Source organism: Microvirga sp. HBU67558 (genome assembly GCF_018069605.1).
Taxonomy (GTDB): Bacteria; Pseudomonadota; Alphaproteobacteria; order Rhizobiales; family Beijerinckiaceae; genus Microvirga; species Microvirga terrae.
In genome coordinates this window covers 1-22,968 of the sequence record NZ_JAGPUP010000506.1, presented here as the reverse complement: position 1 = coordinate 22,968, position 22,968 = coordinate 1, and the positions used below count along the sequence as shown (strand labels likewise).

The window sequence follows — 22,968 nt, the reverse complement described above, 5'->3', positions numbered from 1 at the left end:
GTCCCTACCCGCCCAGCACCCGCGACAGCGTGAAGGCCGCCAAAAAACCCGCCACCGTGATCAGCCCGGCGAATTCGTGCGCGGTCTCGAAGGCTTCCGGCACCATGGTGTCGGCCAGCATGGCCAGGATCGCCCCGGCCGCCACGGCGGTGACGAACGCGATGGTGGCGGGGCCCGTCTCGGCGAACACCGCGTAGCCCAGGAGGGCCGCGACCCCGGAAGCGAGCGCGATGCCGCCCCAGATGCCGAAGATATAGGCCCGGGAGCGCCCGGCCCGGCGCATGCCGGCGGCGCTCGAGAGCCCCTCGGGCAGGTTCGACAGGAACACCGCCGCCACGGCCACGAGGCTCACCCCCTCGCCGGCGAGCAGGCTCACCCCGATCACGATGGATTCCGGAATGCCGTCGAGGAGCGCGCCGAGCGCGATGGCGAGCCCGCTGCCCTCCTGGCTGCTGTGGGCCTGGCGCGCATCCTCCGCATGGCCGGAGCGCTTGCGGTGCTTGGCGCCGCGCCGCGTCACGACGATGTTCGCCCCCGTATAGACGGCCGCGCCGGCGAGAAAGCCAAGCGCAGTCGAGACGATGCCGCCCGTCCGGTACGCCTCGTCCATGAGGTCGAAGGACAGCGCCGAGATCAGCACCCCGGCCCCGAACGCCATCACGGCCGCGATGACCCGCTGCGGCAGCCTGACGAAGGTCCCGATCAGCGCCCCCAGCACGAGGGCGGACCCGCTGAGCAGACCCCACAGACCGGCCTGGATGACGAGGGGCATGAACGGTTCTCCGGTGGATGGGGAGAACGTGGCAGGGGGCGGTGGGGTTCGGCTAAGCGCGGGACCAGCTTGCAACCGCTAAACTGTAAATGCGAGCGACATGTGCCCGATGTCCCGCGCATCCGGCTGAGGATGGCACCCGCCTGCCGCTTCGTCAGCCAAAGCTTGCATGGAACGAGGCATGCAACGAGCCATGCAACCCGGCGGCGGGCGCGCCGTGCCGGCCACGGCTTCCATGAAACGGGCTGCCCGTCTCACGGGGTTTCGTCGGTGAGGATCCGCTCGACCCAGGCGCCCGCCTCGTCGGGGGTGGCGAACAGGGGGGCGCCGCCGATGTCGCATTTGCCGAAGCCCGCCTCCAGGTGCCAGAGGCCCTTGTATTCGGGTTCGTGGGCGTCGCCGTCGAGGCGCACGATCACGGCGGCGAGCTGCCCGCCGGCCAGAACGAGACGGCCCTCGCTGTCGTGGCCGTCGATCAGAACCCCGATGGGCTGGTACGAGATGTCGAGGGGCATGACGCTCCCCCTGGTTGCCGGCGGGGGCCCGAATCTCCCTCAGCCGCCGGCGCCCGGAGATCCCTGCCGGCGATGCGCCATTGTAGGCTCATCGGGAGCGGCCCGCCAGAGCGTTCGCGCCCGGCTGCCGGCCCATCCGGAGGCCTGCCCGCCGGCGCGGCCCTCGCAAAAAAATCGAAGAATTTTTCAGGTGTGAAGCGCTTCACAGCAGCATTCCGCAACGTCAGGCACAGTCCAATCATCGCCAACGGAGAGAGCATCTCAGGCGGTCTTGAGAGCAACGCTTAACGAAGAGGATCCCACCATGGAAAACTACCAGTTCTCCGACAACGACATCTTCCAGGACGCCTACAACACCGCTTTCGGCGGCAGCGCCACCTCGGCGCAGGTCGGCAACATCGTCGACGCGGACGCCCTGCTCGACAGCAGCCACGACTACTTCGGCGGCGTCAACGTGCAGGATTCCTACAACACCATCGACCAGGTTGCGACGAACACCGCCGTGTTCGGCAACGCGACCTCGGCCCAGGTGGCCGGCATCGTCGACAGCGACACGCTCGTCGACAACAGCCACCCGATCTACTACTGAGCCTGAGCCTCCCGGAGCGCCCTGGCCCGACGGGTCCGGGCGCTCCTTTTTCCGTTTTCCCGTTCCGCCGTGAAGCGCCGGCCGGCCCCTGTCCCCCACCGCAACGGGCCGGACGGCAGCCCCGTGGCGACCACGAGCCCCACGGGAGCCTCCCACGTCTGACAAAGCAAAAGGGCGGCCTTCGCGGCCGCCCTCTTCACGTTCCGACCGGAATCCGAAGCGTCAGAGCCGCCCCATCAGCAGCAGGATGATGAGGATGAGCAGGACCACGCCCAGGAGCCCGCTCGGGCCATAGCCCCAGCCTCGGCTGTAAGGCCAGGCCGGCACCGCGCCGATGAGCAGCAGGATGACGAGAATGAGCAGGATGGTGCTGATTGCCATGGAGATACTCCCTCTACACTGATCCACCGCACGGAGGCGGCGTTCATCGAGGGAAACTTGGCCGTAAGAGAAAAAGTTCCCGCTTCTTTTGCCTGTGGATGAGCGCCGACGGGGTAGGTTCCGGGGCGGAACGATCACAAGGGCTTGACGTTAGCTCCACGGCGATGGGGTGCCGCCGTCAGCGCGTCCCCTGCGGGAGGTCGCCGCTTCGATGGACCAGGACAGCCCAATGCAGAAAAAGAACCCGAACGCGATGCCTCACGACATTCCAGAACCGATCCCTGGCCTCCGAAAATCCGAATCCCCAGCCTTGAGCTCCTCGGTTCAGGCCCAGATCGGCCAGCGCCTGCGCCAGTTCTACGATGCCCTGGCGCTGGGCGAGCAGCCTGTGCCGGACCGTTTCATCGAGATCATCAACCGGCTCGACGGCGTGAAGGGAGAGAAGCAGCAGTCATGAGTATCGACATCGATTTGCGCGACTCCATGCTCAAGGCGACCCCGAACCTGCGCGCCTTCGCCATTTCCCTCACCAACAACGTGGACCGCGCCGACGACCTCGTCCAGGAAACCCTGATGCGGGCGATCGCCAACATCGATCGCTTCCAGCCCGGCACGAACATGCAGGCCTGGCTCTTCACCATCCTGCGCAACCTGTTCCATTCCGAATACCGCAAGCGCCGCCGCGAGGTCGAGGATGCGGACGGCAAGTATGCGGCCGCCCTCTCGGTGCAGCCGGACCAGCTGCCCCATCTCGATTTCGAGGATCTGCAGAAGGCTCTCGCCCGCCTGCCCCACGACCAGCGCGAGGCGCTGCTGCTGGTGGGAGCCTCGGGCTTCTCCTACGAGCAGGCGGCAGAGATCTGCGGTTGCGCGGTCGGCACCATCAAGAGCCGGGTCAACCGCGCGCGCAACCGGCTGGCCGAGTTGATGCACTTCACCGACATGGAGGAGGATCTCGGCCCCGACCGCGTCACCCTGTCGGTGATGCACGCGGTCGCGTGACGGACCTTGGGCCGTCAGGACTTTCTCGATATCGACAGGCGCGCCGGTTCGGGGCGCCTGCCGTCTTAGCGACGCCGGAACTGCTGGTTGCCGCGCTGCGGCGGACGCGGACCGGAAGAGGCACCCGAATCCTTGTGACGGAAGATGAGCCGGCCCTTCTCGAGGTCGTAGGGCGACATCTCGACGGTCACGCGGTCGCCGGCCAGGGTCTTGATGCGGTTCTTCTTCATCTTGCCGGCCGTGTAGGCGATGACCTCGTGCCCGTTGTCGAGCTGCACGCGGTAGCGCGCGTCGGGCAGAATTTCGGTCACAAGTCCTTCAAAGGTGATCAGTTCTTCCTTTGCCATGCAAAGCCTTCCTCATAACAAAAAAGCCGCCCCTGAACCGGAACGGCCATATGCAAGAGGACGTGCAGGGCACGTCCTCCGGCATCAAACCTTACGCGTTCTGCAGGTTCACTGCAGACTGGCGGCCGGTGCGCTGGTCGGTCTGAAGCTCGTAAGAGATCTTCTGACCTTCGCGCAAGCCACGCATGCCGGCGCGCTCAAGCGCCGTGGCATGAACGAAGACATCCTTGCCGCCGTTATCGGGCTGGATGAAACCATATCCCTTGGTTTCGTTGTACCACTTCACGGTTCCCTGTTCCATGGGAAATCCTTTTCACTGTCGATTGCACGTGGATGAGGGCCAAGGCCAGTCACCCGCTAGTCGATAGATGGTAGAGAAGGAACGTGCGCCCGGCAGTGCCAAAGCGGGAAGCCCAGTCGTCCGGCCAAATGTCGATGGCCTGTACCTAAGGCACGGATGGGGCAATTACAAGGCAAAGGCCCTTTTGGAGCCGAAACGCAATCTGGTTGGAATTCCGGCGATTTCCGGGCCGCTCTAGCGGCTGCCCCGGATGCCGCCCAGGATGTCCCGCAGGGCTTCCTCGCCGGCCGGCGTGAAGACGATCTCCCGGCCGTCCGCCTTGATGAGGCCGCGGCCGTCGAGTTCGTCTACGGCCGCATCGCTCGCCCTGTGGCCGGCGCCGTCCTTCTGGACCACGCTGCGGACCCGCTGGCCGCTCGACAGTTCGTGATAGGCCGCGAAGGCGAAAACCGCCAGGGCTTCGTCGCTCAATCCGGACAGATCGGCCATCGTTCAACCTCGGTTCGTTGGAAAATCCCGTTCCGGTCAATGCAAAGCCCGCGCAACCGTTCAATGGCAGCGGTCAAAAACGCCGGCGGGCGACGATCCGGGCTTGAAGGGAAACTCGCAGGAACACTCGCAGGAACACTCGCAGGAACACTCGCCCGCGCCTTCACGTTGGTGGCTCGAAACCAACAGCCGGTGGCCTCGGGCCACCCACGATGAGGAGCGCTCTCATGGCCAACGAACGCCGTTACAGCAATCCGGATTTTGACCAGCGCGACCGCGAGGACGACGGCTACATCGCCCGCCGCGGCTTCGGCAACCGACGCGCGGGATATGACAGCGGCTCCCGTTCCGGCGGGGACGACGGCTGGCGCCTGGAACGGGATGTTCGCGAGCGCGATTATGGCGATTCGGCCGGCTACGGCACCGGCGGCTCGGCGCTCGACTGGCATGACGTGGTGGGCGACGACCGCGGCGGTTCCGAGCGCCGGGTCTTCGGCTCCGACCGCCGCCGCGACCCGGATCAGTTCGGGCAGGACCGCTACGGCCGCAATCGCTCCGGCCAGGATCGCCATGGCCAGGACCGCTATGGTCAGGAGAGCTTCGGGCGCGGCTCGCGCGATTACAACGAGGATCGCAGCTTCTTCGAACGGGCCGGCGACGAAGTCCGGTCCTGGTTCGGCGACGAGGACGCGGAGCGCCGCCGCGACAGGGACATGCGCGAGGCCGGCCAGCATCGCGGCCGCGGCCCGAAGGGCTATCAGCGCTCCGATGCCCGCATCCTGGAGGATGTGAACGACCGGCTCACCGAGGATCCGCATCTCGATGCCTCCGAGATCGAGGTGCGGGTGGAGAACCGGGAGGTCACCCTCACAGGCACGGTGAGCAGCCGCTTCGAGAAGCGCCATGCGGAGGACCTGGCCGAGTCGATTTCCGGGGTGTCCCACGTGCAGAACAATCTGCGCATCCAGCAACAGGCGGATGCGGGCATCGCCGGCACCATGATGTCAGGGCCGGGCGCTGCTGGCGCCGGCAGCGTGGGACTGCCGGAAACGGCCGGGGCCGGCACTGTCGGGACCACCCGCCGGCGCACGGGCGGGTCCTCGGGCGGCGGCACCTGACGCCGAGGCTCATACCGCCAGTTTACCAGGATGCGCTTCTTCCCTTGGGGGCGAGGCACATCTGTCGTACCAAGGCCTTTGCCTTTCCCTCGAAGCAGGTGCTCCCCATATGGGGACGGGAAAGACGAGGACGCTCATGGCAGGTATTTCCGTCACGCTCGAAGGCGACAACATTCAGCTGGCATTCCAGAAGGGCGAGCAATCGACCGCCGTGGTCATGGACCCCCACGCCGCGCGCTCGCTGGTCAGGGCCGTGAGCCAGCTGCTCGCCGCCATCGGCGAGACCTCCGAGGACAGTGACGAGATGCCGGAGGAGATGGTCGACGTGACGTCCCAGACGATCGATGTCGGCATGGACGAGAACGGCATGGCCGTCGTGGCCCTCCAGGCCGGGATGTTGCCCCCTTTCCTGCTGCGCCTGAAAGACGACGAAGCCCGGCACATCGCCCAGAGCCTGCTCGAGATCCTCAATTCTCCGCGAGATGTCCGGGTCTCGCACGGAGATCATTGAGCCGGAGCAGGCCGGACCGGGGCCCTCCGTCCTCCACGAAAGCGCAGGACCGGAGCCGATTCGAGCGGCACCCGCGCCTTTCCGCCATTAAGCTGGGCCGGCAAGGAACTTCATTACGGCCATTCTGTTGTCGAACGCGGGGCATTCTCGGCCGCGCTTGGACAAGGCCATGGCAGTTCACGATCCCGATCTCATTTCCGGAGCTCATCCGGGCGTTCCGATGATGGACGCCAAGGCGGAGCCCACCCTCAAATATCCGGAATCCGAAGCGTTCTATGCCGAAGCGCTTCGGGAGCTGAACCACCTCGGACTGCCCTTCCTGCTGGCCGGCACCTATGCGCTGTCCGCCTATACGGGCATCACCCGTCCGACCAAGGATCTCGACATCTTCTGCAAGGCCGGCGACTACACGCGCGTCCTGTCCCACTTCAAGAGCATCGGCTATTCCGTCGAAATCGAGGATGACCGCTGGCTCGGCAAGGTCTTCAAGGGCCAGTACTTCTTCGACGTGATCTTCGCCTCGTCGAACGGCACCATGCCGATCGGCGACCAGTGGTTCGAGCGCGCACGCCAGATCGAGGTCTTCGGCTCGCCCGTGCGCATCGTCGGACCGACCGAGCTCGTCTGGTCGAAATGCTTCATCCAGCTGCGCCACCGCTATGACGGCGCCGACGTGGCGCACACGATCCTGAAGGCGCACGACCAAATCGACTGGCACGCCCTGCTCGCCTACATGGAAGTGCATTGGGAGGTGCTGCTCATGCACCTGCTCAACTTCCGCTGGATCTACCCGTCCGAGCGCGACAAGGTTCCGCGCTGGGTCATGGACGAGCTTCTCGACAGGCTCGCCAAGCAGCTCGATCTTCCGCCGCCGCAGATGAAGGTCTGCCGCGGACGGATGTTCTCCCGCATCGATTACGAGATCGATGTCAAGCAATGGGGCTTCGCCGATGTGGGCGGCGAAGGTGAATGGCGGAATGAGTGACGAACCAGAGCAGACCATGAAGGTCGCCGCCATGGGCGATCTTCACGTCCGTGAAGACAATGCCGAATCCTACCGCGAGCTCTTCGGGGAAATCTCCCGGGAGGCGGATGTGCTGGTGCTCGCCGGCGATCTGACCGATCTCGGCAAGCCCAAGGAGGCGGAGCTTCTCGCGCAGGATCTGAAAGCCTGCTCGATCCCGGTCGTCGGCGTGCTCGGCAACCACGATTACGAATGCGGCGCGCACGAAGAGGTGGCGCAGATCCTGCGCGATGCCGGCATGAAGCTGCTCGACGGGCAATCGATCGAGATCGACGGCGTCGGCTTCGTGGGCGTCAAGGGTTTCGCCGGCGGCTTCGGGCGGCGCATGCTGGGCTATTTCGGCGAGCCGGCCATGAAGCAGTTCGTCAACGAGACCATGAACGAGACCCTGCGGCTCGAAAACGCCATGCGCCATGTCCGCGCCAAGCGCTCTATGGTGATCCTGCACTATGCGCCCATCGCCGAGACGATCGAAAGCGAGCCGCTGGAGATCTATCCGTTCCTGGGCTCGTCGCGACTGGCCGAGACCATCGACCGCTTCAAGGTCAACGCCATCGTGCACGGACACGCCCATCGTGGCCGCTTCGAAGGCCGCACGCCCGGCGGGCAGCCGGTCTACAACGTCGCCAAGCATATCGAGAAGCCGACCGGAAAGCCCTACGCGATCATCGAGATCTGAGCCGGCGGGCACAGCGCCGCCGGCTCGTGATGGATCGGGATCCTCCGCCTCAGAACCGCGTGCCGGGATCGGTGGGATTGCCCGGCAGGTAATCCGGCTCGGAACCGGGTCCCTTCGGATCGGTGATGCCCGGGTCGTTGACCGGATAAGGCGTCCGCGGTCCGGTCGGACCGATATCCGGTTCCTCGTCGGGCACGGAGCCGGGCGGCACCTCGCTCGGAATGTTGCCGCCGGGCACGGGATCGTTCGTCGGCACACCTGGATTGACCATCGCGTCTTCCTCGTTTGTTGGCATCATTGATCGGGTCAACAGGACCGCGCCGTCAGGGTTCCGCGTCGTCGCATGTCGGAACCGCCGCCTGTCCCGTCCGTTCTCAGAGGGATTTCCCCCTCAACGACGGAGACAACCATGCCTGACATCAAACAGGCCAAAATCCTCATCATGGCCACCGACGGCTTCGAGGAGTCGGAGCTGACGGTCCCGCAGGAGAAGCTGTCGGACGCGGGAGCGACGGTCGAAGTGGCCGCTCCGAAATCGCGCATGAAGTCCGGCAAGATCTACGGCTGGGACAAGACGGATTGGGGCAAGACCGTGTCGGTGGACAAGGACATCGACGACGTGAACCCTGCCGATTACGACGCGCTCGTTCTCCCCGGCGGCCAGATCAATCCCGACAAGCTGCGCGTCGAGCCGAAGGCGCTCGAGATCATCCGGGCCTTCTACTCCTCGGGCAAGACCGTCGCGGCCATCTGCCATGCGCCCTGGCTGCTCATCGAGGCGGGCGTGATCAAGGGCAAGCAGTGCACGTCCTATCACTCCATCAAGACCGACGTGATCAATGCGGGCGGACAATGGCGCGACGAGACCGTGGTGACCGACAAGGGTCTCATCACCAGTCGCAACCCGGGAGATCTCGACGCCTTCGTGAGCAAGATCATCGAGGAGGTGCGCGAGGGCTCTCATGCGGGCCGACGTCAGGCCGCCGAGTAACCAGCGCATTCTGCGGACCTTTCGCGACCGATCCACGTCATCACCGGCCTCGTGCCGGTGATCCCGATCATGAGAAGCGCCGCGCGGATGCCCGGGACCGGCCCGGCCATGACAGCGGCGCGAGCGGGACATCTACAGACGTCGAACACAAGAAAGCGGCCGGTTCGCACCGGCCGCTTCCCTATTCGTGATTGAGCCTTTTAGGCCTGCTGGATCGCCGAAATCTTCCAGGGACCGCCCTGGTCGCGCCGGAACGTCCAGAGCTCCGTCGCCTCCTCGACCCGGTTCGGATCGCCTTCCACCACCCGGCCCGTGGCCCGGTCGGCCATGACGTCGGTGATGCCGAAGCGCATCGCGACGGTCGCGTAGTCGGCGGCGCCCTCGCGCCAGGCTTCCGACAGGTCGCCCTGGTTGAGGCGCACGTTGGAGAGCTTGTTCACGACGCCGCGGGCCGCATTGTCGTTGAGCTCTTCCTGGATATAGCCCGCCATTTCGGGAGTCGCGAGCTGCCACAGCTTGGCGACGTCTTCCCGCGAATAGGCATCCTGCATCTCGACGAGGCCCCGCTCGAAAGCCGCGTAATCCTTCTCGCCGATGCCGATCTCGTCGCGCACGCCCGGTCGGGCCTGCGCCTGCTGCGGCCGGCCGCCGAGAGCGCCGCCAAGGGCACCGCCGAGACCGCCCAGACCACCGCCTAAGCCGCCGCCCATGGGGCGCCCGCCGGTCGGCGGCACGCTGCCGCCCATGGATCGAGCGTAGCCCTGGTCACCGTTCGGGCCGGCAAAGGCCGGCTGCTGGCGCCGGCGGAACCATTTCATGGCGAAGGAGACCAGCAGGACCACGAGGCCGACCTGGAGCAGAAGGCCCAGGATCGACGCGAGACCGCCGAGGCCCCCGAAGAAGCCGTGACCGAACAGCATGCCCAGAAGGCCCGCGCCGAACAGACCGGCCATCAGGCCCGTACCGAAGCCGAAGCGGCGCGGCTGCGCCACGTTCGGAGCCGGGGTGCCGGGACGGGACATGGTCGGGCCCTGGTTCGGGATCTGCGAGCGCTGGATCGGGGCCGCGGCGTCGGGCGCCGTGCGGGTCGCCGGCGGGGCCGTATAGGTGCGTGCGCCGCGCGATCCGAAGCTGCCGCTCCCCCGCCCGACGCGAGCCTCCGCCGCACTACCGGCGAGGACCAGGGCAGCCGCCAGGGCGACCATCACTCGGCTGCGGCGAGAAGCAAAGTTCATCATCGTCTTCGTTACATCCCTTCGGAGCACAATGCTCCCAGGGGATAATGTGGTGATGCCCATAGGGTTGCGGAAGGGCATGGCCGTTCGAATCCGGCCAAGCCGTCGGATGCAGCGTCCTTTGCCTGCCATCAAACACCCGTCATGGCCGCCGCGGGGCCAACCATGACGCTCGATCGCGAATGGTCAATGACCCTGCTTCTGCTTCAGCTGATCGATCCGCTTCGAGGCTTCCGCCTTGTCGAGATCGGGGTCGAAGGCCTTCGGGTCGTGCGCCTGCTCGGACAGGGTCTTCAGATACGACGCTTGGGCGCCCGTCATCGGCTCGTCGCCGGACACCCATTCGTCCGGGTCCTTGATCTGATTGTCGGACGGGTCGGGATTGACCTTCGGGTTGGCTGCCTCTGCGGAAGCTTTATGGTTAACCGCGGAGCGGCTCGGCGTTTTACCATGGGACGACATGCGGGACTCCTATTGTTCATGTTTTGTTCTAGAACAGGAACACGCGCGCAGAGCATTGGTTCCTCAAGGAAAGGCGGATTACTCCCGCGGATTATTCCCCGTTATCCACAGATCTCGCTCTCGACTCGCCGCCACGCTTATGTTCCTGATTCGTTCCGACAACGGAAAGCAGGTGGACGGCGATGCGCAAACCGACGGGTCTCGAGCGGCTCTATGTCGACTTCGATTCCTTCTTCGCCAGCGCCGAGCAGCATCTTCAGCCGCATCTGCGCGGCCGACCTGTCGGGGTGATCCCGGTCGACTCCGAGCATACAGGTCTCATCGCCGTCAGCCGCGAGGCGAAGGTCCTGGGCGTGAAGCGCGGCACCTTCGTGCGCGAGGCCCGCAGACAATGTCCCGACCTCGTTCTCGTCACCGCCCGACACGAGGCCTATGTGGCCCTGCACCATGCCATCGTTCGGGCCATCGAAACGGTCGTACCGGTCAAGGCGATCTGCTCGATCGACGAGATGCTCTGCGCGCTCCTGCCTGCCGAGTGGCCGCAGGCACTGGACATCGGGCAGCGCGTCAAGGAGGCCATCGCCCACGGCATCGGCCCCACCCTCACCTGCTCGGTTGGCCTCGGTCCGAACGATCTTCTGGCCAAGATCGCAGCCGAAATGGAAAAGCCCGACGGCCTCGTGGCGCTTCACCCGAACGACCTGCCAGGCCGTCTGCTCGCTCTTGACCTGACGGACGTTCCCGGCATCGGCCGGGGCAATGCCGCCCGCCTGGCCCGTGCAGGCGTCGGCGACATGGCGGCGCTCTGGCGTCTCCAGCCCAAGGAGCTGCGCCGCCTCTGGGGCAGCGTCGAGGGGGAGCGCCTCTGGATGGGGCTGCACGGCTATACGGTGGAGCGCCCCGAGACCCGGCGGCGGATGTTCGGGCACGGGCGCGTCCTGCCGGCGGAGTGGCGCTCCCTCAACGGCGCCTATGCGGCGGCCCGCGTTCTCCTGGCCAAGGCCTCGGCTCGGATGCGCCGGGCCGGGTTCTCGGCCCGGGCGCTCGCCCTGTGGCTCACCGACCGCAACAGCGCGGGGTGGTACGGGGAGGAGCGTTTCCAGCCGACCCGGGACGACCCGTCCCTGCTGGGCTCCTTGAGCCGCCTCTTTCTCCATGCGGAGCGGGAGGAGATGAGTCGCAGCCGCAGCGTGCACGTTGCGCTGCACGACCTAGTACCCATGGCGGACATCGAGGAGGATCTGTTCGGCCAGACGCCCGAGGCTCAGCTCAAGCGCCGCATGGAGCACCTGTCGACCCTGGCCGATCAGCTCAACGTGGCCCACCGCAGGACGCTGCTGCATTGGGGCCCGTGGGTGACGATCCCCGGCGGCTACGCGGGGGCGAAGATCGCCTTCAACCGCATTCCCGACGCGGAGGATTTTTGAACCGCCTTGGAAACGGAGATGCCCGGCACAAGGCCGGGCATCGCCGAGAGGCCTATGAGAAGCGGGACAGGCTCAAGCCGCCTTGCTCTTGGGCTGAACCTCGGCCGAATAGTCCTCCAACAGCACCCTGGTCATGTTGCCGGGCTGGAAGCGATAGGGACCGATCTCGGATACCGGAGTCACTTCCGCGGCCGTTCCCGTGATGAAGCACTCGTTGAAGCTGGAGAGCTCCTCGGGCATGATCCGGCGCTCCTCGACCCCGAAGCCGCGGCGCTTGGCGAGGTCGATCACCGTGCGGCGGGTGATGCCGTCGAGGAAGCAGTCGGCGATCGGCGTGTGCACGACGCCGTCGCGGATGAAGAACACGTTGGCGCCGGTGCATTCGGCCACGCGGCCCTGCCAGTCGAGCATGAGCGCGTCGGCATAGCCCTTCCGCTCCGCCTTGTGCTTGGAGATGGTGCAGATCATGTAGAGGCCTGCCGCCTTGGCGGCCGACGGCGCCGTGGCCGGATCGGGCCGGCGGTATTCCGCCATGTCGATGCGGATGCCCTTCATCTTCTGGGCCGGGTCGAAATAGCTCGGCCATTCCCAGGACGCGATGGCGAGGTGGATCCTGTTGTCCTGCGCGGCGACGCCCATCATCTCCGAGCCGCGCCAGGCGACCGGACGCAGATAGGCGTCCTTCTGCCCGTTCTTCTCCAGCACGAGACGCTTGGCCGCGTCGATCTCAGCCACCGTGTAGGGGATCTCGAAGTCGAGGATCTGGGCCGATTTCTTCAGGCGCTCGGAATGCTCGGTCGACTTGAAGATCTCGCCGCCATAGGCGCGCTCGCCTTCGAACACGGAGGATCCGTAGTGAAGCCCGTGCGACAGGACATGGAGCTGGGCATCCTTCCAGGGTACGATCTGCCCGTCGTACCAGATCCATCCATCACGCTGATCGAAGGGGGTCGCGGACATCGTTCTTCTCCTTGAATGCCGACCTTGGTGGCAACCGGGGCCGTGTAATTTCCGGTTCGCTTCCTGACGATTTCAATTTCATTCATTTCGCGGAAGCGGCTTGACGAGTAACAATCGTCCTGAGATATGTCAACAAGGCTGACATAAAAATTGGGAACAGATGGTGCCAGACGCAATTCCGGCTTTGAAAGCTCAGCAATCCGGCAAGGAAACGGGCAACGACATCCTGTCCGAGCAGCCGGCCTACGACCTCATCGAGCTGTTCTTCTTCGCCTATCGCGACTTCGTCAGCGATCCGGACAGGATCCTGGACGAATACGGCTTCGGGCGCGCCCATCACCGGGTTCTCCATTTCGTCAGCCGGCAGCCCGGCCTGACGATCGCGGAACTCCTGGACATCCTGCGGATCACGAAGCAAAGCCTCAACCGCGTACTGAAGGAGCTCATCGAGAAGGATTTCATCGAAAGCCGGATGGGCACCTCGGACCGTCGCCAGCGGCTGCTCTTCGCCACCCCCCAGGGCCACGATCTGGCCTTGAAGCTCGCCAAGCTGCAGACCCGCCGCATCATGCGGGCCCTGTCCGAGATGGAGCCCGAGGTCAAGGAAGCGGTCAGCCGCTATCTCCTTCGCCTCATCGATCCGGACGACAGGAGCCATGTGAAGCAGCTCGTATTCGGCTCGGGCAAAACCTGATAAGCAGGGCCCGATAAAGCAGCTCGAAGCCCGATGGATGTACGCATCGACATTCCCGACCACGCCCCGCACGTCCTCGTGGTGGACGACGACCGCCGCCTGCGCGACCTCCTGACCCGCTTCCTCACCGAGAACGGCTACCGGGTGACCGCGGCGGCCAGCGCCGCGGAGGCACGGGCCAAGGCGGGCAACTTCGTCTTCGACGCCCTCGTGCTCGACGTGATGATGCCGGGGGAAACCGGGTTCGACTATGCCCGCAGCCTGCGCGAGCATTCCCAGGTGCCCATTCTGATGCTCACGGCGCGGGCCGATGCCTCCGACCGGGTCACGGGCCTCGAGATCGGCGCGGACGACTATCTCCCGAAACCCTTCGAGCCGCGCGAGCTGCTGCTGCGCCTCGGCAATATTCTGAAGCGCACCCGTTCCGCGCCGGGCGCGGCGGCCGCCGATGTCCCGGAGGTCGTTCATTTCGGCCCCTTCTCGTATCGCTTCGACCGCGGCGAGCTGCGGCGTGGCGACGAGGTGGTGCGCATCACCGAGCGGGAGCGCGAAATCCTGACCATCCTCGGCAGCCATGCGGGCGACAACGTGCCGCGAGAGGCTCTCGCCGGCAACGGTCTCGCGGCCAACGAGCGGACGGTGGATGTTCAGATCAACAGGCTGCGCCGCAAGATCGAGACCGATCCCGCCAATCCGATCTTCCTCCAGACGGTGCGGGGGATCGGCTATCGCCTCGTGATCGATCGATGAAGATCGGGGCGACCCTGCGCTATTCCCCTCTTGACCACGTGGCGCGCTGGTTCGGCCGCTTCCTGCCGAAAGGGCTCTACGCCCGCGCGCTCATCATCATCATCGCGCCCGTCATTCTGCTGCAATCGGTCGTCGCCTACGTGTTCATGGAGCGGCATTATCAGCTCGTCACGCGACGCCTGTCCTCGGCCGTGACGGCCGACATCGCGGCGCTCATCGACATCTATGAGAGCTATCCCCAGGACAAGGATGCCAGCACCCTGTCCCGAATCGCGTCGGAGCGCCTGCAGCTCGACGTCGACATCCTGCGCAACACCGACCTGCCGCCGCCCGGGCCCAAGCCGTTCTTCGACATTCTCGACGAGACCCTGACCGACGAGCTGCGGCGCCAGATCGACCGGCCGTACTGGGTCGATACGGTCGGGCGCTCGAGCTATGTGGAAGTGCGCATCAAGCTCGATCAGAGCAACGTCATGCGCATCCTCGCGCGGCGCAGCCAGGCCTACGCGTCGAACTCCCATATCTTCCTCGTCTGGATGGGCGGCTCGTCCTTCGTGCTGCTCGGCATCGCCATTCTGTTCCTGCGCAACCAGATCAGGCCGATCCTGCGGCTTGCGGAAGCCGCCGAAGCCCTGGGCAAGGGCCGCGAGATCGAGTTCCGCCCGCGCGGAGCCCGCGAGGTGCGTCAGGCCGGCCACGCCTTCCTGGAGATGAAGCGGCGCATCGAGCGCAACATCGAGCAGCGCACCACGATGCTGAACGGCGTCAGCCACGATCTGCGCACGATCCTCACGCGCTTCAAGCTCTCGCTCGTCTTTCTCGGTGAGACCCCGGAGGTCGAGGATCTCAAGCGCGACGTGGACGAAATGAGCCGCATGCTCGAGGGGTACCTTGCCTTCGCGCGCGGTGAAGGCGGCGACGCGGGCGAACAGGCGGTCGCGACGGATCTGCGGCAGCTCCTCGAAGAGGTGCAGTCCGACGCCGAGCGGCAGGGCCACGTGACCGAGCTCGACATCGTCGGCGACCCGATGATCACGGTGCGGCCCGACGCGTTCCGCCGCCTCCTGTTCAACCTGGTGTCGAATGCGGCCCGGCATGGCGACCGGATCGAGATCACGGCCAATCACGAAACGCGCTGGCTCGTTCTGCACGTCGACGACGACGGGCCGGGCATTCCGCCCACCTTGCGTGAGGAGGTCTTCAAGCCCTTCGTGCGCCTGGACGAAGCGCGCAACCAGGATGAGGGCGGATCGGGCCTGGGCCTTGCCATCGCCCGCGACGTCGCCCGCTCACACGGCGGCGACATCGTGCTGGGAGAAAGCCCACTCGGCGGCCTGCGTGCCACGGTGCGGCTGCCGGCATAGATTCTCCAAGACAGGGCGTCGTTTCGCAGGACGTGCAGCGGGCTGCCGAACGCGATCGACCAAGCCGCCAGGTCACCTTCGTCATCGCCGGCCTTGTGCCGGTGATCCCGGCTGTTTGAAGCGCAGCGCCTTTCCGTATTGGGAGGTCCGGCCATGACGGGGTGCGTTCTGGATCGGTCGGGCGACGCCCGTATCGGCCTAGTACAGCCTTCCGCCCACCGGCACGTCCCGATCCGGACGGATCAGCATCACGTTCCCCTTGGCGTCGGGCACGCCGAGGGTCAGCACCTCCGACATGAACGGGCCGATCTGGCGCGGCGGGAAGTTCACCACGGCCATCACCAGCGACCCAACGAGATCTTCCGGTGAATGATTCACCGTGATCTGCGCCGAGGAACGTTTGATGCCGATCTCGGGTCCGAAATCGATGGTGAGCTTGAACGCCGGCTTGCGCGCCTGGGGAAACGGCTCGACGGTCATGATCCGGCCGACGCGGATATCGACCTTCAGGAAATCGTCGAACGTGATGGGCGCCGTTGCCGCATTCGCCTGATCCATGTCTGCCCCTGTGGCCCTCTGTCAGATCGCCGCTGCGGGATTCTGCGCATCGCCGTTGCCCTCGCCGGCACGGCGTGTCTCCGAACGGGTCGCCCGGCGCCCCTGCATCAGGGCCCGCCCGACCGCGCGCAGCGGCGCGCTCAGGCGGCGCAGATCCTCGGCGCCTTCCAGAATGCGCTCGCCGCGGCGCAATTCGCGGTCGAGCCGCGCCATGGTCCTGGCGAGCGTCGGATCCTCGTCGTCGAGCCAAGTGCGCATGGTGTTGGCATAGACCAGGACCGCCCCCTGGAGCTTGAGCGTTCCAAGCGGCCCTTCCGTGTTGATGCCGGCCGCAGCCAGCATGAAGCGTTGCGAGTTGAGCGCCACCTGGTTGAGAGCGGCCAGCGAGGCGGGATCGTATTGCAGATCCCGGACGATCCGGCGCAGGGCCTGCTTGTAGGGCTCCAGCGCATCGAAGCGGCGCATGAGCACGTCGAAGATGCGCTCTCGCGCGGGTTCCCCGGCCAGGTCATCCGTTGTCCCCTCCAGCACCTGCCGGTCGATCTGGCGGGAGAGCGCGCCGAGCACGGCGCCCTTGGAGGGAAAGAGATCCCGGAATTCCGCCAGCGAAACGCCGGCGGCCTTGGCGACGTCGTTGATTTCGATCTCGTGCCAGGAGCGTCGGGCGGCGAGGTCCATGAGCGCCTCGACGATGGCCTTGCGCTTGTCCGTGGGTACGTCAGCGGTCACGATCGATCTCCTGAAAATATGCCGTTGATGCTTATCTAGGGACGGATCGGTTGAAGCCCAAGACTGACCTCGCTCAAGACTGACCTCGCTCAAGACTCACCTGGACCAAGGCTAGCCGGCGAGTTCCTCCGCCCGCCGCTTGGCGGCCGCTACCGCCTCGCGCATGAGCGCCTTCAGGCCGTCTGGGTCGCGCATGAGCACCTCCAGCGCCGCCGCCGTGGTGCCGCCCGGCGAGGTGACGTTCTGCCGGAGCGTCGCGGGGCTCGACTCGCTCTGGAACAGGAGTTCTCCCGCGCCCGTGACCGTGGCCCGCGCAAGACGCTGCGCCAGGTCAGGCGGAAGTCCGGCGGCCGTTCCGGCCTCGGCCAGGCATTCGACCAGATGGAACACATAGGCCGGGCCCGAACCCGACACCGCCGTGACCGCATCGATCAGGTCTTCGGAGGGCAGCCATTCGACGATGCCGTTGCTGCTCAGCAGCGCATCGGCCATCAGACGCTGCGCCTCGCTCACCGCGTCGTTCGCGGCGGCCCCGGTGGCGCCGCGCCCGATGCTGGCGGGAAGGTTCGGCATGGCGCGCACGATCGCACCGGCGGCCGGAAGCCTGGAGCGCAGATCACCGATGGTCTTGCCGGCAAGAATGGACACGATGAGGGTCTGAGGCCCGAGGTATCCGTTCAGGCTCGGAGCGGCGGCGTCGAGCATCTGCGGCTTGATCGCCAGGACCAGCACATCCGCGGGAGCGGGACTGGCCGGATTGAGCGCGATGCCGTTCGCTTGGCAGAACCGCGTCATCTCGTCGGACGGGCGCGGATCGAGAACGGAAACCCCGTCGGGCTTCATGCCGACCTTGAGCCAGCCCTCCAGCATGGAGCCGCCCATTTTGCCGGCACCGACGAGGATGAGGGACGACGGCAGATGCGAGGGGTTCGGCGACATGAGCTTAACCTGACGGAATGAATGCGGGAGGCCGCACTCTATTCACGCGCGCCCTGCCCTGTCGAGGCAGGTTTAAGCCTCGCCCTCGGTTTCGAACAGGACGGAATCGAGAGCTTCGCGGGCCGATTTGCCGGCCCAGATGACGAACTGGAAGGCCTGGAAATACCGCTCGCAGGCCTCCACTGCGACCCGCAGCATGGTCTCGCATTGGCCGTCGGTGGGATCGGCCCCGCCCGCCAGCAGAAGCGCATGCCGGAACATCACCACGTTCTCCGTGCTCCACAGGTCGAAATGCCCGACCCAGAGCTGTTCGTTGACCGAGGCGATGAGCTGAAGCACCTCCTGGCGGCGCCGCTCGGGAACCTTGAGATCGAACGCGCAGGCCATGTGCATCGCCTCCACGTCCTCGATCCACGTGAAGGCGACGTCGTAATCCGCCCAGCGGCCTGCCACCGAGATGGACATCTCGTCGGCTTCGGCCCGGTCGAAGATCCAGTGCCGCAGGGAAGCGAGACGCTCGACCACATCGAGAGGATGTTCCGAACGATCGATTTCAAGATGAATCTGCGACATGTCGATCCTGGACGCTTGATTGTCCGATTATGGTAAACACATCGGGCAACACCATTGCGTTGATCCGAATACTACTCGAAAGAAGTACTCGAAATACCTTCGATATTCCGAGCTTCCGCCGTGATCGCCTCGAATCAGCTTATGAATCGACAGTCTTAGATTTCCGCCCTCGTCACAATGCGCCGGATTCACCTGTCCACAACAGGAGGTCCGCGTCAGGCGCAGATCGGATTCCCGCTTCGATCAAGGGGTCGCAGGATTGACGCCGGCCGTGGAGGCCAGCTTCGCCTCGAGGTCCTTCACCCGGGCTTCCAGCCGCTCGTTCTCCTCGCGGGCCGCCACCACCATCTCGCGCAGAACCTCGAACTCCTCGCGGGTGGCGACGTCCATATCCTTGATCAGGCGCTCGAACTGGCTGCGGACCACGCTCTCGACCTCCCGCCGGACGCCCTGGGCCGCGCCCGCGGCATCGGTGGCGAAGCGGGCGAGTTCATCGAAGATCCGGTTGGACGATTGGGTCATGGGTTCAAATCCGCAGCGTTCGGGGAGCCGTCAGGGGCTGGTCCGTCACACATGGGCGCATTCGCCACAAACTGCAACAGGGTTGACGATGCGGGCCCTGCGGGTCCAATGGCAACCCGTTCGATCAAGGGCCGACCATGCCTCTCTCCTTTCCCATCATCGATCCCGTGGCGATCTCCATCGGCCCCTTCGCGATCCGCTGGTATGCGCTGGCCTATGTGGCCGGCCTCCTGGGCGGCTGGTTCTATGCCAAGCGTCTTGCAGCCAAGGCCGACCTCTGGGACGGTCTCAAGCAGCCCAAGCCGATGGACGTGGACGACCTCATCGTCTGGGTGGCGCTCGGCGTCGTGCTGGGCGGACGCGTCGGCTACGTGCTGTTCTACAATCTCGCCTCCTATCTGTCCCATCCGCTGGAGATCTTCGCCATCTGGCGCGGCGGCATGTCGTTCCATGGCGGTTTCCTCGGGGCGGTGCTCGCCATCGTGCTCTTTGCCCGCTCCCGGGGTCTCAACCCGCTCGCCCTGCTCGACATGGCCGCGGTGGTCACGCCCATTGGGCTGTTCTTCGGGCGCATCGCCAACTTCATCAATGGCGAGCTCTGGGGCCGCCCCGCCCCCGAATTCCCCTATGCGGTGGTCTTCCCCCATGCCGGACCGGTGCCCCGGCATCCGAGCCAGCTCTACGAGGCGTTCGGCGAGGGCCTTGTCCTCTTCATCGTCATGGCGGTCGCGGCCCGCGCCTTCGGCTTCCGCCGGCCGGGGCTTCTCGGCGGCATCTTCGTGCTGGGCTATGCGGTCGCCCGCATTGTCTGCGAGTTCTTCCGCGAGCCGGACGCACAGCTCGGCTTCCTGTTCGGGTCCTCGGTGCAGGGGCTGAGCGGCGGCATCACCATGGGCATGCTCCTGTCGATTCCCATGGCGCTCGTGGGCGCAGGCTTCATCGTCATGGCGGTGCGCGGCTTGACCCGCCCGGGCAAAGCGGTCGAGGCCGCGTGAGCCCGCTGCGGGACAGACTGCGCGAGACGATCGCCCTCGAGGGACCGATCACGGTCGAGCGCTACATGGGCCTGTGCCTGACGCACTACTACGCCACCCGCGACCCGCTCGGCGCCGCCGGCGACTTCACCACGGCTCCCGAGATCAGCCAGATGTTCGGCGAACTGATCGGCCTGTGGATGCTGGAGGCCTGGAACGGCATGGGGCGTCCCGCGTCGTGCCGGCTCGTCGAGTTGGGGCCAGGCCGCGGCACGCTGATGGCGGACCTGCTGCGGGCGACGAGGCTCCTGCCCGACTTCAAGGCGGCCTCCACCGTGCATCTCGTCGAGACGAGTCCTTCCTTGCGAGGCAAGCAGCAGGCGACCCTGGCCTCGTCGGGCTTCTCCGTCGCGTGGCACGACCGGGTCGAGGACGTCCCCCCGGGTCCCACCCTGCTCGTCGCCAACGAGTTCTTCGACGCCCTGCCGGTACGCCAGTTCGTGGGCACCGAGCGTGGCTGGTGCGAGCGGCTCGTGGGCCTCGACGGCGGACGTCTGATCTTTGGCCTGCGCCCGGAGCCGGAACCTGCCCTCGGCAGGCCCCTGAAGCCCGGCGACATTCTTGAATGGCCGGGCGTCTCCATCGACGTCATCGGTGAACTCGCCCGGCGGCTCGAGCGGGATTCGGGCGCCGCCCTGATCGTCGATTACGGCTATTGGGGTCCGGCCTTCGGCGACACCCTGCAGGCTCTCAAGGGACACAAGCCCGTGGATCCTCTGGAGGAGCCCGGAGAAGCGGATCTCACGACCCATGTGGATTTCCACCGTCTCGCCCAGGCGGCCGTGGCCGGCAGGACCCGTGCCCATGGCCTCGTCGCGCAGGGCGACTTCCTCCGGAGCCTCGGGATCGAGGCGCGCGCATCCGCCCTGAAAGCGCGTGCAACCCCCGCCCAGGCGGCCGACATCGACCGGGCTCTGGCGCGCCTGACGGAGCAGGGGCCGACGGGCATGGGTGATCTGTTTAAGGTTTTGGCCGTTACACATGAGGGGATCGAGGCCGTCCCCGGATTGCCCGCCCTCTCCCCCTCCTCCTGAGATCGAGCCATGTTCATTCAAGCGCCCGCCCTCGTGTCACAGCCGAACGTCCGCCATGCCTTCTTCACCCGCCAGGGCGGCGTCTCGGAGGGGATCTACGCGTCCCTCAACGGCGGCATCGGGTCTTCGGACGAACCCGCCAGGGTGCAGGAGAACCGTCGCCGCATGGCGGAGGCTGTCGGGATCGCGCCGGATGCCCTGATCAGCGTCTATCAGGTCCATTCGCCGGATGCGGTGATCGTGGAAGGGCCCTGGCGGGGCGAGCGGCCCAGGGCGGACGCCATGGTGACGGCGACGCCTGGCCTCGCCCTCGCCATCACTACGGCGGATTGCGGGCCGGTGCTGTTCTCGGACGCGGAGGCGCGGGTCATCGCGGCCGCCCATGCGGGCTGGCGCGGCGCCGTGACCGGGGTGCTGGAATCCACGATCGCCGCCATGGAAAAGCTCGGGGCAAGGCGCGAAAGGATCGTGGCCGTTCTCGGCCCGACGATCAGCCAGAAAGCCTATGAGGTCGGTCCGGACTTCATCAAACGCTTCGGCGAGGAAGCACCCGGCCATGAGCGCTTCCTCGGCAAGGCAGAAAGGCTCGATCACGCCATGTTCGACCTTCCGGGCTTTATCGGTGCCCGGCTGGACGCCGCCGGCATTGCGGCCTTTACCGATCTCGGCCTGTGCACCTATTCCGACGAGGAACGGTTCTTCAGCTACCGCCGCACCACCCACCGTCAAGAGCCGGATTACGGCCGCCTGATCTCGGCGATCGCGCTCACTCCCTGATGCCGACGACGTCTGGCGTCTCCCAGGCCAGATGCTGACCGCCGTCGACGGCGATCATCTGGCCGGTTACGCTGCGGGCCCCGGCGAGGTAGAGAACCGCGTCGGCGATCTCATCCGGGGTGCCGCCATGCCCGAGCAGGATCGCCTCGCTCTGCTTGGCGAAGTCATCGTCGCCCTGCCGGACGTTCGACAGCGTCGGCCCTGGCCCGATGGCATTGACGCGGATGCGCGGCGCCAGCGCCTGTGCCATGGTCCGGGTAGCGGTGAACAGCGCGACCTTCGTCAGCGTGTAGGAAAAGAACTGCGGCGTAAGCTTCCAGACCCGCTGGTCGACGATGTTGACGATACACCCGTGCTCATGAGCAGGAAGCTGATGGGCGAAGTCGCGGGCCAGGAAGGCCGGCGCCCGCAGGTTGACGGCGAAGTGCCGATCCCAGCGTTCCTGCGAGAGCGTCTCGACCTCGTCCGGCTCGAACTCGGACGCATTGTTGACGAGGAGCGTCAGGGCTCCCAGGGCCCGAGCCGCCTCCGGAACCAGACGCTCGACGGCGGCGCCGTCCGCGAGGTCCGCCTGAACGACTGCGGCCTGTCCCCCCTGCTCCCGAATGCGGGCTGCCATTGCGTCCGCTTCGTCGGTCGAGCGCCGGCAATGGATGGCGACCGCGTATCCCTCCCCGGCGAGGCGTTCGATGATTCGCCGACCGATGCGTTGCGCACCGCCGGTCACGAGAGCGGCTTTATTCATGATTGATCCCTTGAAATGTAACGACATCACGACAAATCAGAGCAGTGGCCAAGAAAATGCCATTTTTTCGCTTCGCGGTCGAACCAACGGCCAAGCTGGGCGTTATGGACTCCGGCGATAGCGCAAGGGGAAACTCGCACATTGCCGCCACAATCCTGCCACGGTGGTTCTCGGCCGCTGTGGTTGCGAGGTCACAGCCCTCGACCGGTTGTCGCTCTATAAACGGACAGTGCTTGGCGTGACCCAACGAAAATTGGGTCGAGCCCGCATGACATCGATTAGGAAAGAGAAACCATGAAGAAGATTCTTCTCGCCAGCGTCGCTCTCTTCGGCTTTGCCGGAGCCGCTTCCGCTGCGGACCTGCCGGTTCGCTCCGCTCCCCCGGCTCCGATTGTTGCCGCTGTTCCGGTGTTCACCTGGACGGGCTTCTACGTGGGTGTGAACGC

The 22,968-nt window shown here is 65.9% G+C and carries 31 protein-coding genes; 15 read left to right on the top strand and 16 right to left on the bottom strand.

Going from position 1 to position 22,968, the window contains the following annotated elements; translation table 11 throughout:
- Nucleotides 1–4: 4 nt before the first annotated feature.
- Together KBI52_RS12505 and KBI52_RS12500 are read right to left on the bottom strand one after the other, a co-directional pair.
- Nucleotides 5–772 carry a ZIP family metal transporter gene (locus KBI52_RS12505; RefSeq protein ID WP_210807836.1) on the bottom strand — a complete coding sequence of 256 codons (768 nt, stop codon included), beginning with the start codon at nucleotides 770–772 and terminating at the stop codon, nucleotides 5–7.
- A 254-nt stretch (nucleotides 773–1,026) separates the two neighbouring features.
- Nucleotides 1,027–1,287 carry a hypothetical protein gene (locus KBI52_RS12500; RefSeq protein ID WP_173946173.1) on the bottom strand — a complete coding sequence of 87 codons (261 nt, stop codon included), beginning with the start codon at nucleotides 1,285–1,287 and terminating at the stop codon, nucleotides 1,027–1,029.
- A 304-nt stretch (nucleotides 1,288–1,591) separates the two neighbouring features.
- Here KBI52_RS12500 and KBI52_RS12495 point away from each other — a divergent pair, with 304 nt between their 5' ends.
- Nucleotides 1,592–1,876 carry a hypothetical protein gene (locus KBI52_RS12495; RefSeq protein WP_173946172.1) on the top strand — a complete coding sequence of 95 codons (285 nt, stop codon included), beginning with the start codon at nucleotides 1,592–1,594 and terminating at the stop codon, nucleotides 1,874–1,876.
- A gap of 222 nt (nucleotides 1,877–2,098) precedes the next feature.
- Here KBI52_RS12495 and KBI52_RS12490 read toward each other — a convergent pair whose 3' ends face one another.
- Nucleotides 2,099–2,257 carry a DUF3309 family protein gene (locus KBI52_RS12490; RefSeq protein WP_173946171.1) on the bottom strand — a complete coding sequence of 53 codons (159 nt, stop codon included), beginning with the start codon at nucleotides 2,255–2,257 and terminating at the stop codon, nucleotides 2,099–2,101.
- A 310-nt stretch (nucleotides 2,258–2,567) separates the two neighbouring features.
- On the opposite strand from KBI52_RS12490, the gene KBI52_RS12485 reads away from it, so the two are divergent.
- Nucleotides 2,568–2,714 carry a NepR family anti-sigma factor gene (locus KBI52_RS12485; protein ID WP_247654353.1) on the top strand — a complete coding sequence of 49 codons (147 nt, stop codon included), beginning with the start codon at nucleotides 2,568–2,570 and terminating at the stop codon, nucleotides 2,712–2,714.
- Nucleotides 2,711–3,259 (top strand): sigma-70 family RNA polymerase sigma factor, encoded by a 549-nt coding sequence (locus KBI52_RS12480; protein WP_173946169.1) that lies wholly within the window; start codon nucleotides 2,711–2,713, stop codon nucleotides 3,257–3,259. The genes KBI52_RS12485 and KBI52_RS12480 overlap by 4 nt, the downstream gene beginning before the upstream one ends.
- A 65-nt stretch (nucleotides 3,260–3,324) precedes the next feature.
- Here KBI52_RS12480 and infA read toward each other — a convergent pair whose 3' ends face one another.
- The 3 genes from infA to KBI52_RS12465 form a co-directional block, all read right to left on the bottom strand.
- Nucleotides 3,325–3,606 carry a translation initiation factor IF-1 gene (infA, locus tag KBI52_RS12475; protein ID WP_009494617.1) on the bottom strand — a complete coding sequence of 94 codons (282 nt, stop codon included), beginning with the start codon at nucleotides 3,604–3,606 and terminating at the stop codon, nucleotides 3,325–3,327.
- Nucleotides 3,607–3,697: 91 nt separating this feature from the next.
- Nucleotides 3,698–3,907, bottom strand: coding sequence for a cold-shock protein (locus KBI52_RS12470; protein ID WP_009494616.1), 210 nt, complete (start codon nucleotides 3,905–3,907; stop codon nucleotides 3,698–3,700).
- A 234-nt stretch (nucleotides 3,908–4,141) separates the two neighbouring features.
- Complete coding sequence (locus KBI52_RS12465; RefSeq protein WP_173946168.1) at nucleotides 4,142–4,396, bottom strand: hypothetical protein; 255 nt, start codon at nucleotides 4,394–4,396, stop codon at nucleotides 4,142–4,144.
- Between the two features lie 227 nt (nucleotides 4,397–4,623).
- Here KBI52_RS12465 and KBI52_RS12460 point away from each other — a divergent pair, with 227 nt between their 5' ends.
- The 4 genes from KBI52_RS12460 (at nucleotide 4,624) to KBI52_RS12445 (ending at nucleotide 7,728) form a co-directional block, all read left to right on the top strand.
- The gene (locus tag KBI52_RS12460) at nucleotides 4,624–5,514 is read left to right on the top strand and encodes a BON domain-containing protein (RefSeq protein ID WP_210807834.1); all 891 of its coding nucleotides are present in this window, start codon (nucleotides 4,624–4,626) and stop codon (nucleotides 5,512–5,514) included.
- A 136-nt stretch (nucleotides 5,515–5,650) separates the two neighbouring features.
- Nucleotides 5,651–6,025, top strand: a complete 375-nt coding sequence (locus tag KBI52_RS12455; RefSeq protein WP_173946166.1) for a hypothetical protein — start codon at nucleotides 5,651–5,653, stop codon at nucleotides 6,023–6,025.
- Nucleotides 6,026–6,194: 169 nt separating this feature from the next.
- Nucleotides 6,195–7,010 carry a nucleotidyltransferase family protein gene (locus KBI52_RS12450; protein WP_247654352.1) on the top strand — a complete coding sequence of 272 codons (816 nt, stop codon included), beginning with the start codon at nucleotides 6,195–6,197 and terminating at the stop codon, nucleotides 7,008–7,010.
- Nucleotides 7,003–7,728, top strand: coding sequence for a metallophosphoesterase (locus KBI52_RS12445; RefSeq protein WP_173946165.1), 726 nt, complete (start codon nucleotides 7,003–7,005; stop codon nucleotides 7,726–7,728). The genes KBI52_RS12450 and KBI52_RS12445 overlap by 8 nt, the downstream gene beginning before the upstream one ends.
- 49 nt (nucleotides 7,729–7,777) lie before the next feature.
- On the opposite strand, the gene KBI52_RS12440 is transcribed toward KBI52_RS12445, so the two are convergent.
- Nucleotides 7,778–7,999, bottom strand: coding sequence for a hypothetical protein (locus tag KBI52_RS12440; RefSeq protein WP_173946164.1), 222 nt, complete (start codon nucleotides 7,997–7,999; stop codon nucleotides 7,778–7,780).
- Nucleotides 8,000–8,137: 138 nt separating this feature from the next.
- On the opposite strand from KBI52_RS12440, the gene KBI52_RS12435 reads away from it, so the two are divergent.
- The gene (locus tag KBI52_RS12435) at nucleotides 8,138–8,719 is read left to right on the top strand and encodes a type 1 glutamine amidotransferase domain-containing protein (protein WP_210807832.1); all 582 of its coding nucleotides are present in this window, start codon (nucleotides 8,138–8,140) and stop codon (nucleotides 8,717–8,719) included.
- Between the two features lie 200 nt (nucleotides 8,720–8,919).
- Here the strand turns inward: KBI52_RS12435 and KBI52_RS12430 are convergent, their stop codons facing one another.
- Together KBI52_RS12430 and KBI52_RS12425 are read right to left on the bottom strand one after the other, a co-directional pair.
- Nucleotides 8,920–9,957: a TIM44-like domain-containing protein gene (locus KBI52_RS12430; protein WP_210807830.1), complete on the bottom strand. Its 1,038-nt coding sequence runs from the start codon at nucleotides 9,955–9,957 to the stop codon at nucleotides 8,920–8,922.
- Nucleotides 9,958–10,140: 183 nt separating this feature from the next.
- Complete coding sequence (locus KBI52_RS12425; RefSeq protein WP_173946161.1) at nucleotides 10,141–10,416, bottom strand: DUF3072 domain-containing protein; 276 nt, start codon at nucleotides 10,414–10,416, stop codon at nucleotides 10,141–10,143.
- A gap of 182 nt (nucleotides 10,417–10,598) precedes the next feature.
- Between KBI52_RS12425 and KBI52_RS12420 the strand changes: the two genes are divergently transcribed.
- Complete coding sequence (locus KBI52_RS12420) at nucleotides 10,599–11,843, top strand: type VI secretion protein ImpB (protein WP_210807828.1); 1,245 nt, start codon at nucleotides 10,599–10,601, stop codon at nucleotides 11,841–11,843.
- A gap of 72 nt (nucleotides 11,844–11,915) precedes the next feature.
- Here the strand turns inward: KBI52_RS12420 and KBI52_RS12415 are convergent, their stop codons facing one another.
- Complete coding sequence (locus tag KBI52_RS12415) at nucleotides 11,916–12,803, bottom strand: branched-chain amino acid aminotransferase (RefSeq protein ID WP_173946159.1); 888 nt, start codon at nucleotides 12,801–12,803, stop codon at nucleotides 11,916–11,918.
- Between the two features lie 160 nt (nucleotides 12,804–12,963).
- On the opposite strand from KBI52_RS12415, the gene KBI52_RS12410 reads away from it, so the two are divergent.
- From KBI52_RS12410 to KBI52_RS12400, 3 genes are read left to right on the top strand one after another with little or no spacing between them, the layout of a single operon-like run.
- A complete protein-coding gene (locus tag KBI52_RS12410) occupies nucleotides 12,964–13,497 on the top strand; it encodes a MarR family winged helix-turn-helix transcriptional regulator (protein WP_173946158.1) in 534 nt (177 codons plus the stop codon).
- Nucleotides 13,498–13,530: 33 nt separating this feature from the next.
- Nucleotides 13,531–14,247 (top strand): response regulator, encoded by a 717-nt coding sequence (locus KBI52_RS12405; RefSeq protein WP_173946157.1) that lies wholly within the window; start codon nucleotides 13,531–13,533, stop codon nucleotides 14,245–14,247.
- Nucleotides 14,244–15,611 (top strand): ATP-binding protein, encoded by a 1,368-nt coding sequence (locus KBI52_RS12400; RefSeq protein ID WP_210807826.1) that lies wholly within the window; start codon nucleotides 14,244–14,246, stop codon nucleotides 15,609–15,611. Before KBI52_RS12405 ends, KBI52_RS12400 begins: the two co-directional genes overlap by 4 nt.
- Before the next feature lie 198 nt (nucleotides 15,612–15,809).
- Here the strand turns inward: KBI52_RS12400 and KBI52_RS12395 are convergent, their stop codons facing one another.
- The 5 genes from KBI52_RS12395 to KBI52_RS12375 all read right to left on the bottom strand — a co-directional run bounded on the left by KBI52_RS12395 (nucleotide 15,810) and on the right by KBI52_RS12375 (nucleotide 18,932).
- Entirely contained in the window at nucleotides 15,810–16,169 is a 360-nt protein-coding gene (locus tag KBI52_RS12395; RefSeq protein WP_210807824.1) for a tRNA-binding protein, read from the bottom strand.
- Nucleotides 16,170–16,190: 21 nt separating this feature from the next.
- A complete protein-coding gene (locus KBI52_RS12390; protein WP_210271982.1) occupies nucleotides 16,191–16,847 on the bottom strand; it encodes a TetR/AcrR family transcriptional regulator in 657 nt (218 codons plus the stop codon).
- A gap of 162 nt (nucleotides 16,848–17,009) precedes the next feature.
- Complete coding sequence (gene proC, locus KBI52_RS12385; RefSeq protein ID WP_173946153.1) at nucleotides 17,010–17,837, bottom strand: pyrroline-5-carboxylate reductase; 828 nt, start codon at nucleotides 17,835–17,837, stop codon at nucleotides 17,010–17,012.
- Nucleotides 17,838–17,909: 72 nt separating this feature from the next.
- A complete protein-coding gene (locus KBI52_RS12380; RefSeq protein WP_173946152.1) occupies nucleotides 17,910–18,410 on the bottom strand; it encodes a YbjN domain-containing protein in 501 nt (166 codons plus the stop codon).
- A 243-nt stretch (nucleotides 18,411–18,653) separates the two neighbouring features.
- Nucleotides 18,654–18,932 carry an accessory factor UbiK family protein gene (locus tag KBI52_RS12375; protein ID WP_173946151.1) on the bottom strand — a complete coding sequence of 93 codons (279 nt, stop codon included), beginning with the start codon at nucleotides 18,930–18,932 and terminating at the stop codon, nucleotides 18,654–18,656.
- Nucleotides 18,933–19,069: 137 nt separating this feature from the next.
- Here KBI52_RS12375 and lgt point away from each other — a divergent pair, with 137 nt between their 5' ends.
- The 3 genes from lgt to pgeF are packed head-to-tail and all read left to right on the top strand — an operon-like array spanning nucleotide 19,070 to nucleotide 21,777.
- Entirely contained in the window at nucleotides 19,070–19,927 is an 858-nt protein-coding gene (gene lgt / locus KBI52_RS12370; protein ID WP_173946150.1) for a prolipoprotein diacylglyceryl transferase, read from the top strand.
- Nucleotides 19,924–21,000, top strand: coding sequence for a class I SAM-dependent methyltransferase (locus KBI52_RS12365; protein ID WP_259060502.1), 1,077 nt, complete (start codon nucleotides 19,924–19,926; stop codon nucleotides 20,998–21,000). Before lgt ends, KBI52_RS12365 begins: the two co-directional genes overlap by 4 nt.
- A gap of 9 nt (nucleotides 21,001–21,009) precedes the next feature.
- On the top strand, nucleotides 21,010–21,777 hold the full coding sequence (gene pgeF / locus KBI52_RS12360; RefSeq protein WP_210807822.1) for a peptidoglycan editing factor PgeF: 768 nt from the start codon (nucleotides 21,010–21,012) through the stop codon (nucleotides 21,775–21,777).
- Here the strand turns inward: pgeF and KBI52_RS12355 are convergent.
- On the bottom strand, nucleotides 21,767–22,522 hold the full coding sequence (locus KBI52_RS12355) for an SDR family oxidoreductase (protein WP_210807820.1): 756 nt from the start codon (nucleotides 22,520–22,522) through the stop codon (nucleotides 21,767–21,769). The genes pgeF and KBI52_RS12355 overlap by 11 nt on opposite strands.
- Between the last annotated feature and the right edge of the window lie 446 nt (nucleotides 22,523–22,968).

Excerpts from the sequence above, each read along its gene's own strand:
- KBI52_RS12505 (WP_210807836.1), bottom strand. The coding sequence starts at position 772 with ATGCCCCTCGTCATCCAGGCCGGTCTGTGGGGTCTGCTCAGCGGGTCC.
- KBI52_RS12500 (WP_173946173.1), bottom strand. The coding sequence starts at position 1,287 with ATGCCCCTCGACATCTCGTACCAGCCCATCGGGGTTCTGATCGACGGC.
- KBI52_RS12495 (WP_173946172.1), top strand. The coding sequence starts at position 1,592 with ATGGAAAACTACCAGTTCTCCGACAACGACATCTTCCAGGACGCCTAC.
- KBI52_RS12490 (WP_173946171.1), bottom strand. The coding sequence starts at position 2,257 with ATGGCAATCAGCACCATCCTGCTCATTCTCGTCATCCTGCTGCTCATC.
- KBI52_RS12480 (WP_173946169.1), top strand. The coding sequence starts at position 2,711 with ATGAGTATCGACATCGATTTGCGCGACTCCATGCTCAAGGCGACCCCG.
- infA (WP_009494617.1), bottom strand. The coding sequence starts at position 3,606 with ATGGCAAAGGAAGAACTGATCACCTTTGAAGGACTTGTGACCGAAATT.
- KBI52_RS12470 (WP_009494616.1), bottom strand. The coding sequence starts at position 3,907 with ATGGAACAGGGAACCGTGAAGTGGTACAACGAAACCAAGGGATATGGT.
- KBI52_RS12465 (WP_173946168.1), bottom strand. The coding sequence starts at position 4,396 with ATGGCCGATCTGTCCGGATTGAGCGACGAAGCCCTGGCGGTTTTCGCC.
- KBI52_RS12460 (WP_210807834.1), top strand. The coding sequence starts at position 4,624 with ATGGCCAACGAACGCCGTTACAGCAATCCGGATTTTGACCAGCGCGAC.
- KBI52_RS12455 (WP_173946166.1), top strand. The coding sequence starts at position 5,651 with ATGGCAGGTATTTCCGTCACGCTCGAAGGCGACAACATTCAGCTGGCA.
- KBI52_RS12450 (WP_247654352.1), top strand. The coding sequence starts at position 6,195 with ATGGCAGTTCACGATCCCGATCTCATTTCCGGAGCTCATCCGGGCGTT.
- KBI52_RS12445 (WP_173946165.1), top strand. The coding sequence starts at position 7,003 with ATGAGTGACGAACCAGAGCAGACCATGAAGGTCGCCGCCATGGGCGAT.
- KBI52_RS12440 (WP_173946164.1), bottom strand. The coding sequence starts at position 7,999 with ATGGTCAATCCAGGTGTGCCGACGAACGATCCCGTGCCCGGCGGCAAC.
- KBI52_RS12435 (WP_210807832.1), top strand. The coding sequence starts at position 8,138 with ATGCCTGACATCAAACAGGCCAAAATCCTCATCATGGCCACCGACGGC.
- KBI52_RS12430 (WP_210807830.1), bottom strand. The coding sequence starts at position 9,957 with ATGATGAACTTTGCTTCTCGCCGCAGCCGAGTGATGGTCGCCCTGGCG.
- KBI52_RS12425 (WP_173946161.1), bottom strand. The coding sequence starts at position 10,416 with ATGTCGTCCCATGGTAAAACGCCGAGCCGCTCCGCGGTTAACCATAAA.
- KBI52_RS12420 (WP_210807828.1), top strand. The coding sequence starts at position 10,599 with ATGCGCAAACCGACGGGTCTCGAGCGGCTCTATGTCGACTTCGATTCC.
- KBI52_RS12415 (WP_173946159.1), bottom strand. The coding sequence starts at position 12,803 with ATGTCCGCGACCCCCTTCGATCAGCGTGATGGATGGATCTGGTACGAC.
- KBI52_RS12410 (WP_173946158.1), top strand. The coding sequence starts at position 12,964 with ATGGTGCCAGACGCAATTCCGGCTTTGAAAGCTCAGCAATCCGGCAAG.
- KBI52_RS12405 (WP_173946157.1), top strand. The coding sequence starts at position 13,531 with ATGGATGTACGCATCGACATTCCCGACCACGCCCCGCACGTCCTCGTG.
- KBI52_RS12400 (WP_210807826.1), top strand. The coding sequence starts at position 14,244 with ATGAAGATCGGGGCGACCCTGCGCTATTCCCCTCTTGACCACGTGGCG.
- KBI52_RS12395 (WP_210807824.1), bottom strand. The coding sequence starts at position 16,169 with ATGGATCAGGCGAATGCGGCAACGGCGCCCATCACGTTCGACGATTTC.
- KBI52_RS12390 (WP_210271982.1), bottom strand. The coding sequence starts at position 16,847 with ATGGACCTCGCCGCCCGACGCTCCTGGCACGAGATCGAAATCAACGAC.
- proC (WP_173946153.1), bottom strand. The coding sequence starts at position 17,837 with ATGTCGCCGAACCCCTCGCATCTGCCGTCGTCCCTCATCCTCGTCGGT.
- KBI52_RS12380 (WP_173946152.1), bottom strand. The coding sequence starts at position 18,410 with ATGTCGCAGATTCATCTTGAAATCGATCGTTCGGAACATCCTCTCGAT.
- KBI52_RS12375 (WP_173946151.1), bottom strand. The coding sequence starts at position 18,932 with ATGACCCAATCGTCCAACCGGATCTTCGATGAACTCGCCCGCTTCGCC.
- lgt (WP_173946150.1), top strand. The coding sequence starts at position 19,070 with ATGCCTCTCTCCTTTCCCATCATCGATCCCGTGGCGATCTCCATCGGC.
- pgeF (WP_210807822.1), top strand. The coding sequence starts at position 21,010 with ATGTTCATTCAAGCGCCCGCCCTCGTGTCACAGCCGAACGTCCGCCAT.
- KBI52_RS12355 (WP_210807820.1), bottom strand. The coding sequence starts at position 22,522 with ATGAATAAAGCCGCTCTCGTGACCGGCGGTGCGCAACGCATCGGTCGG.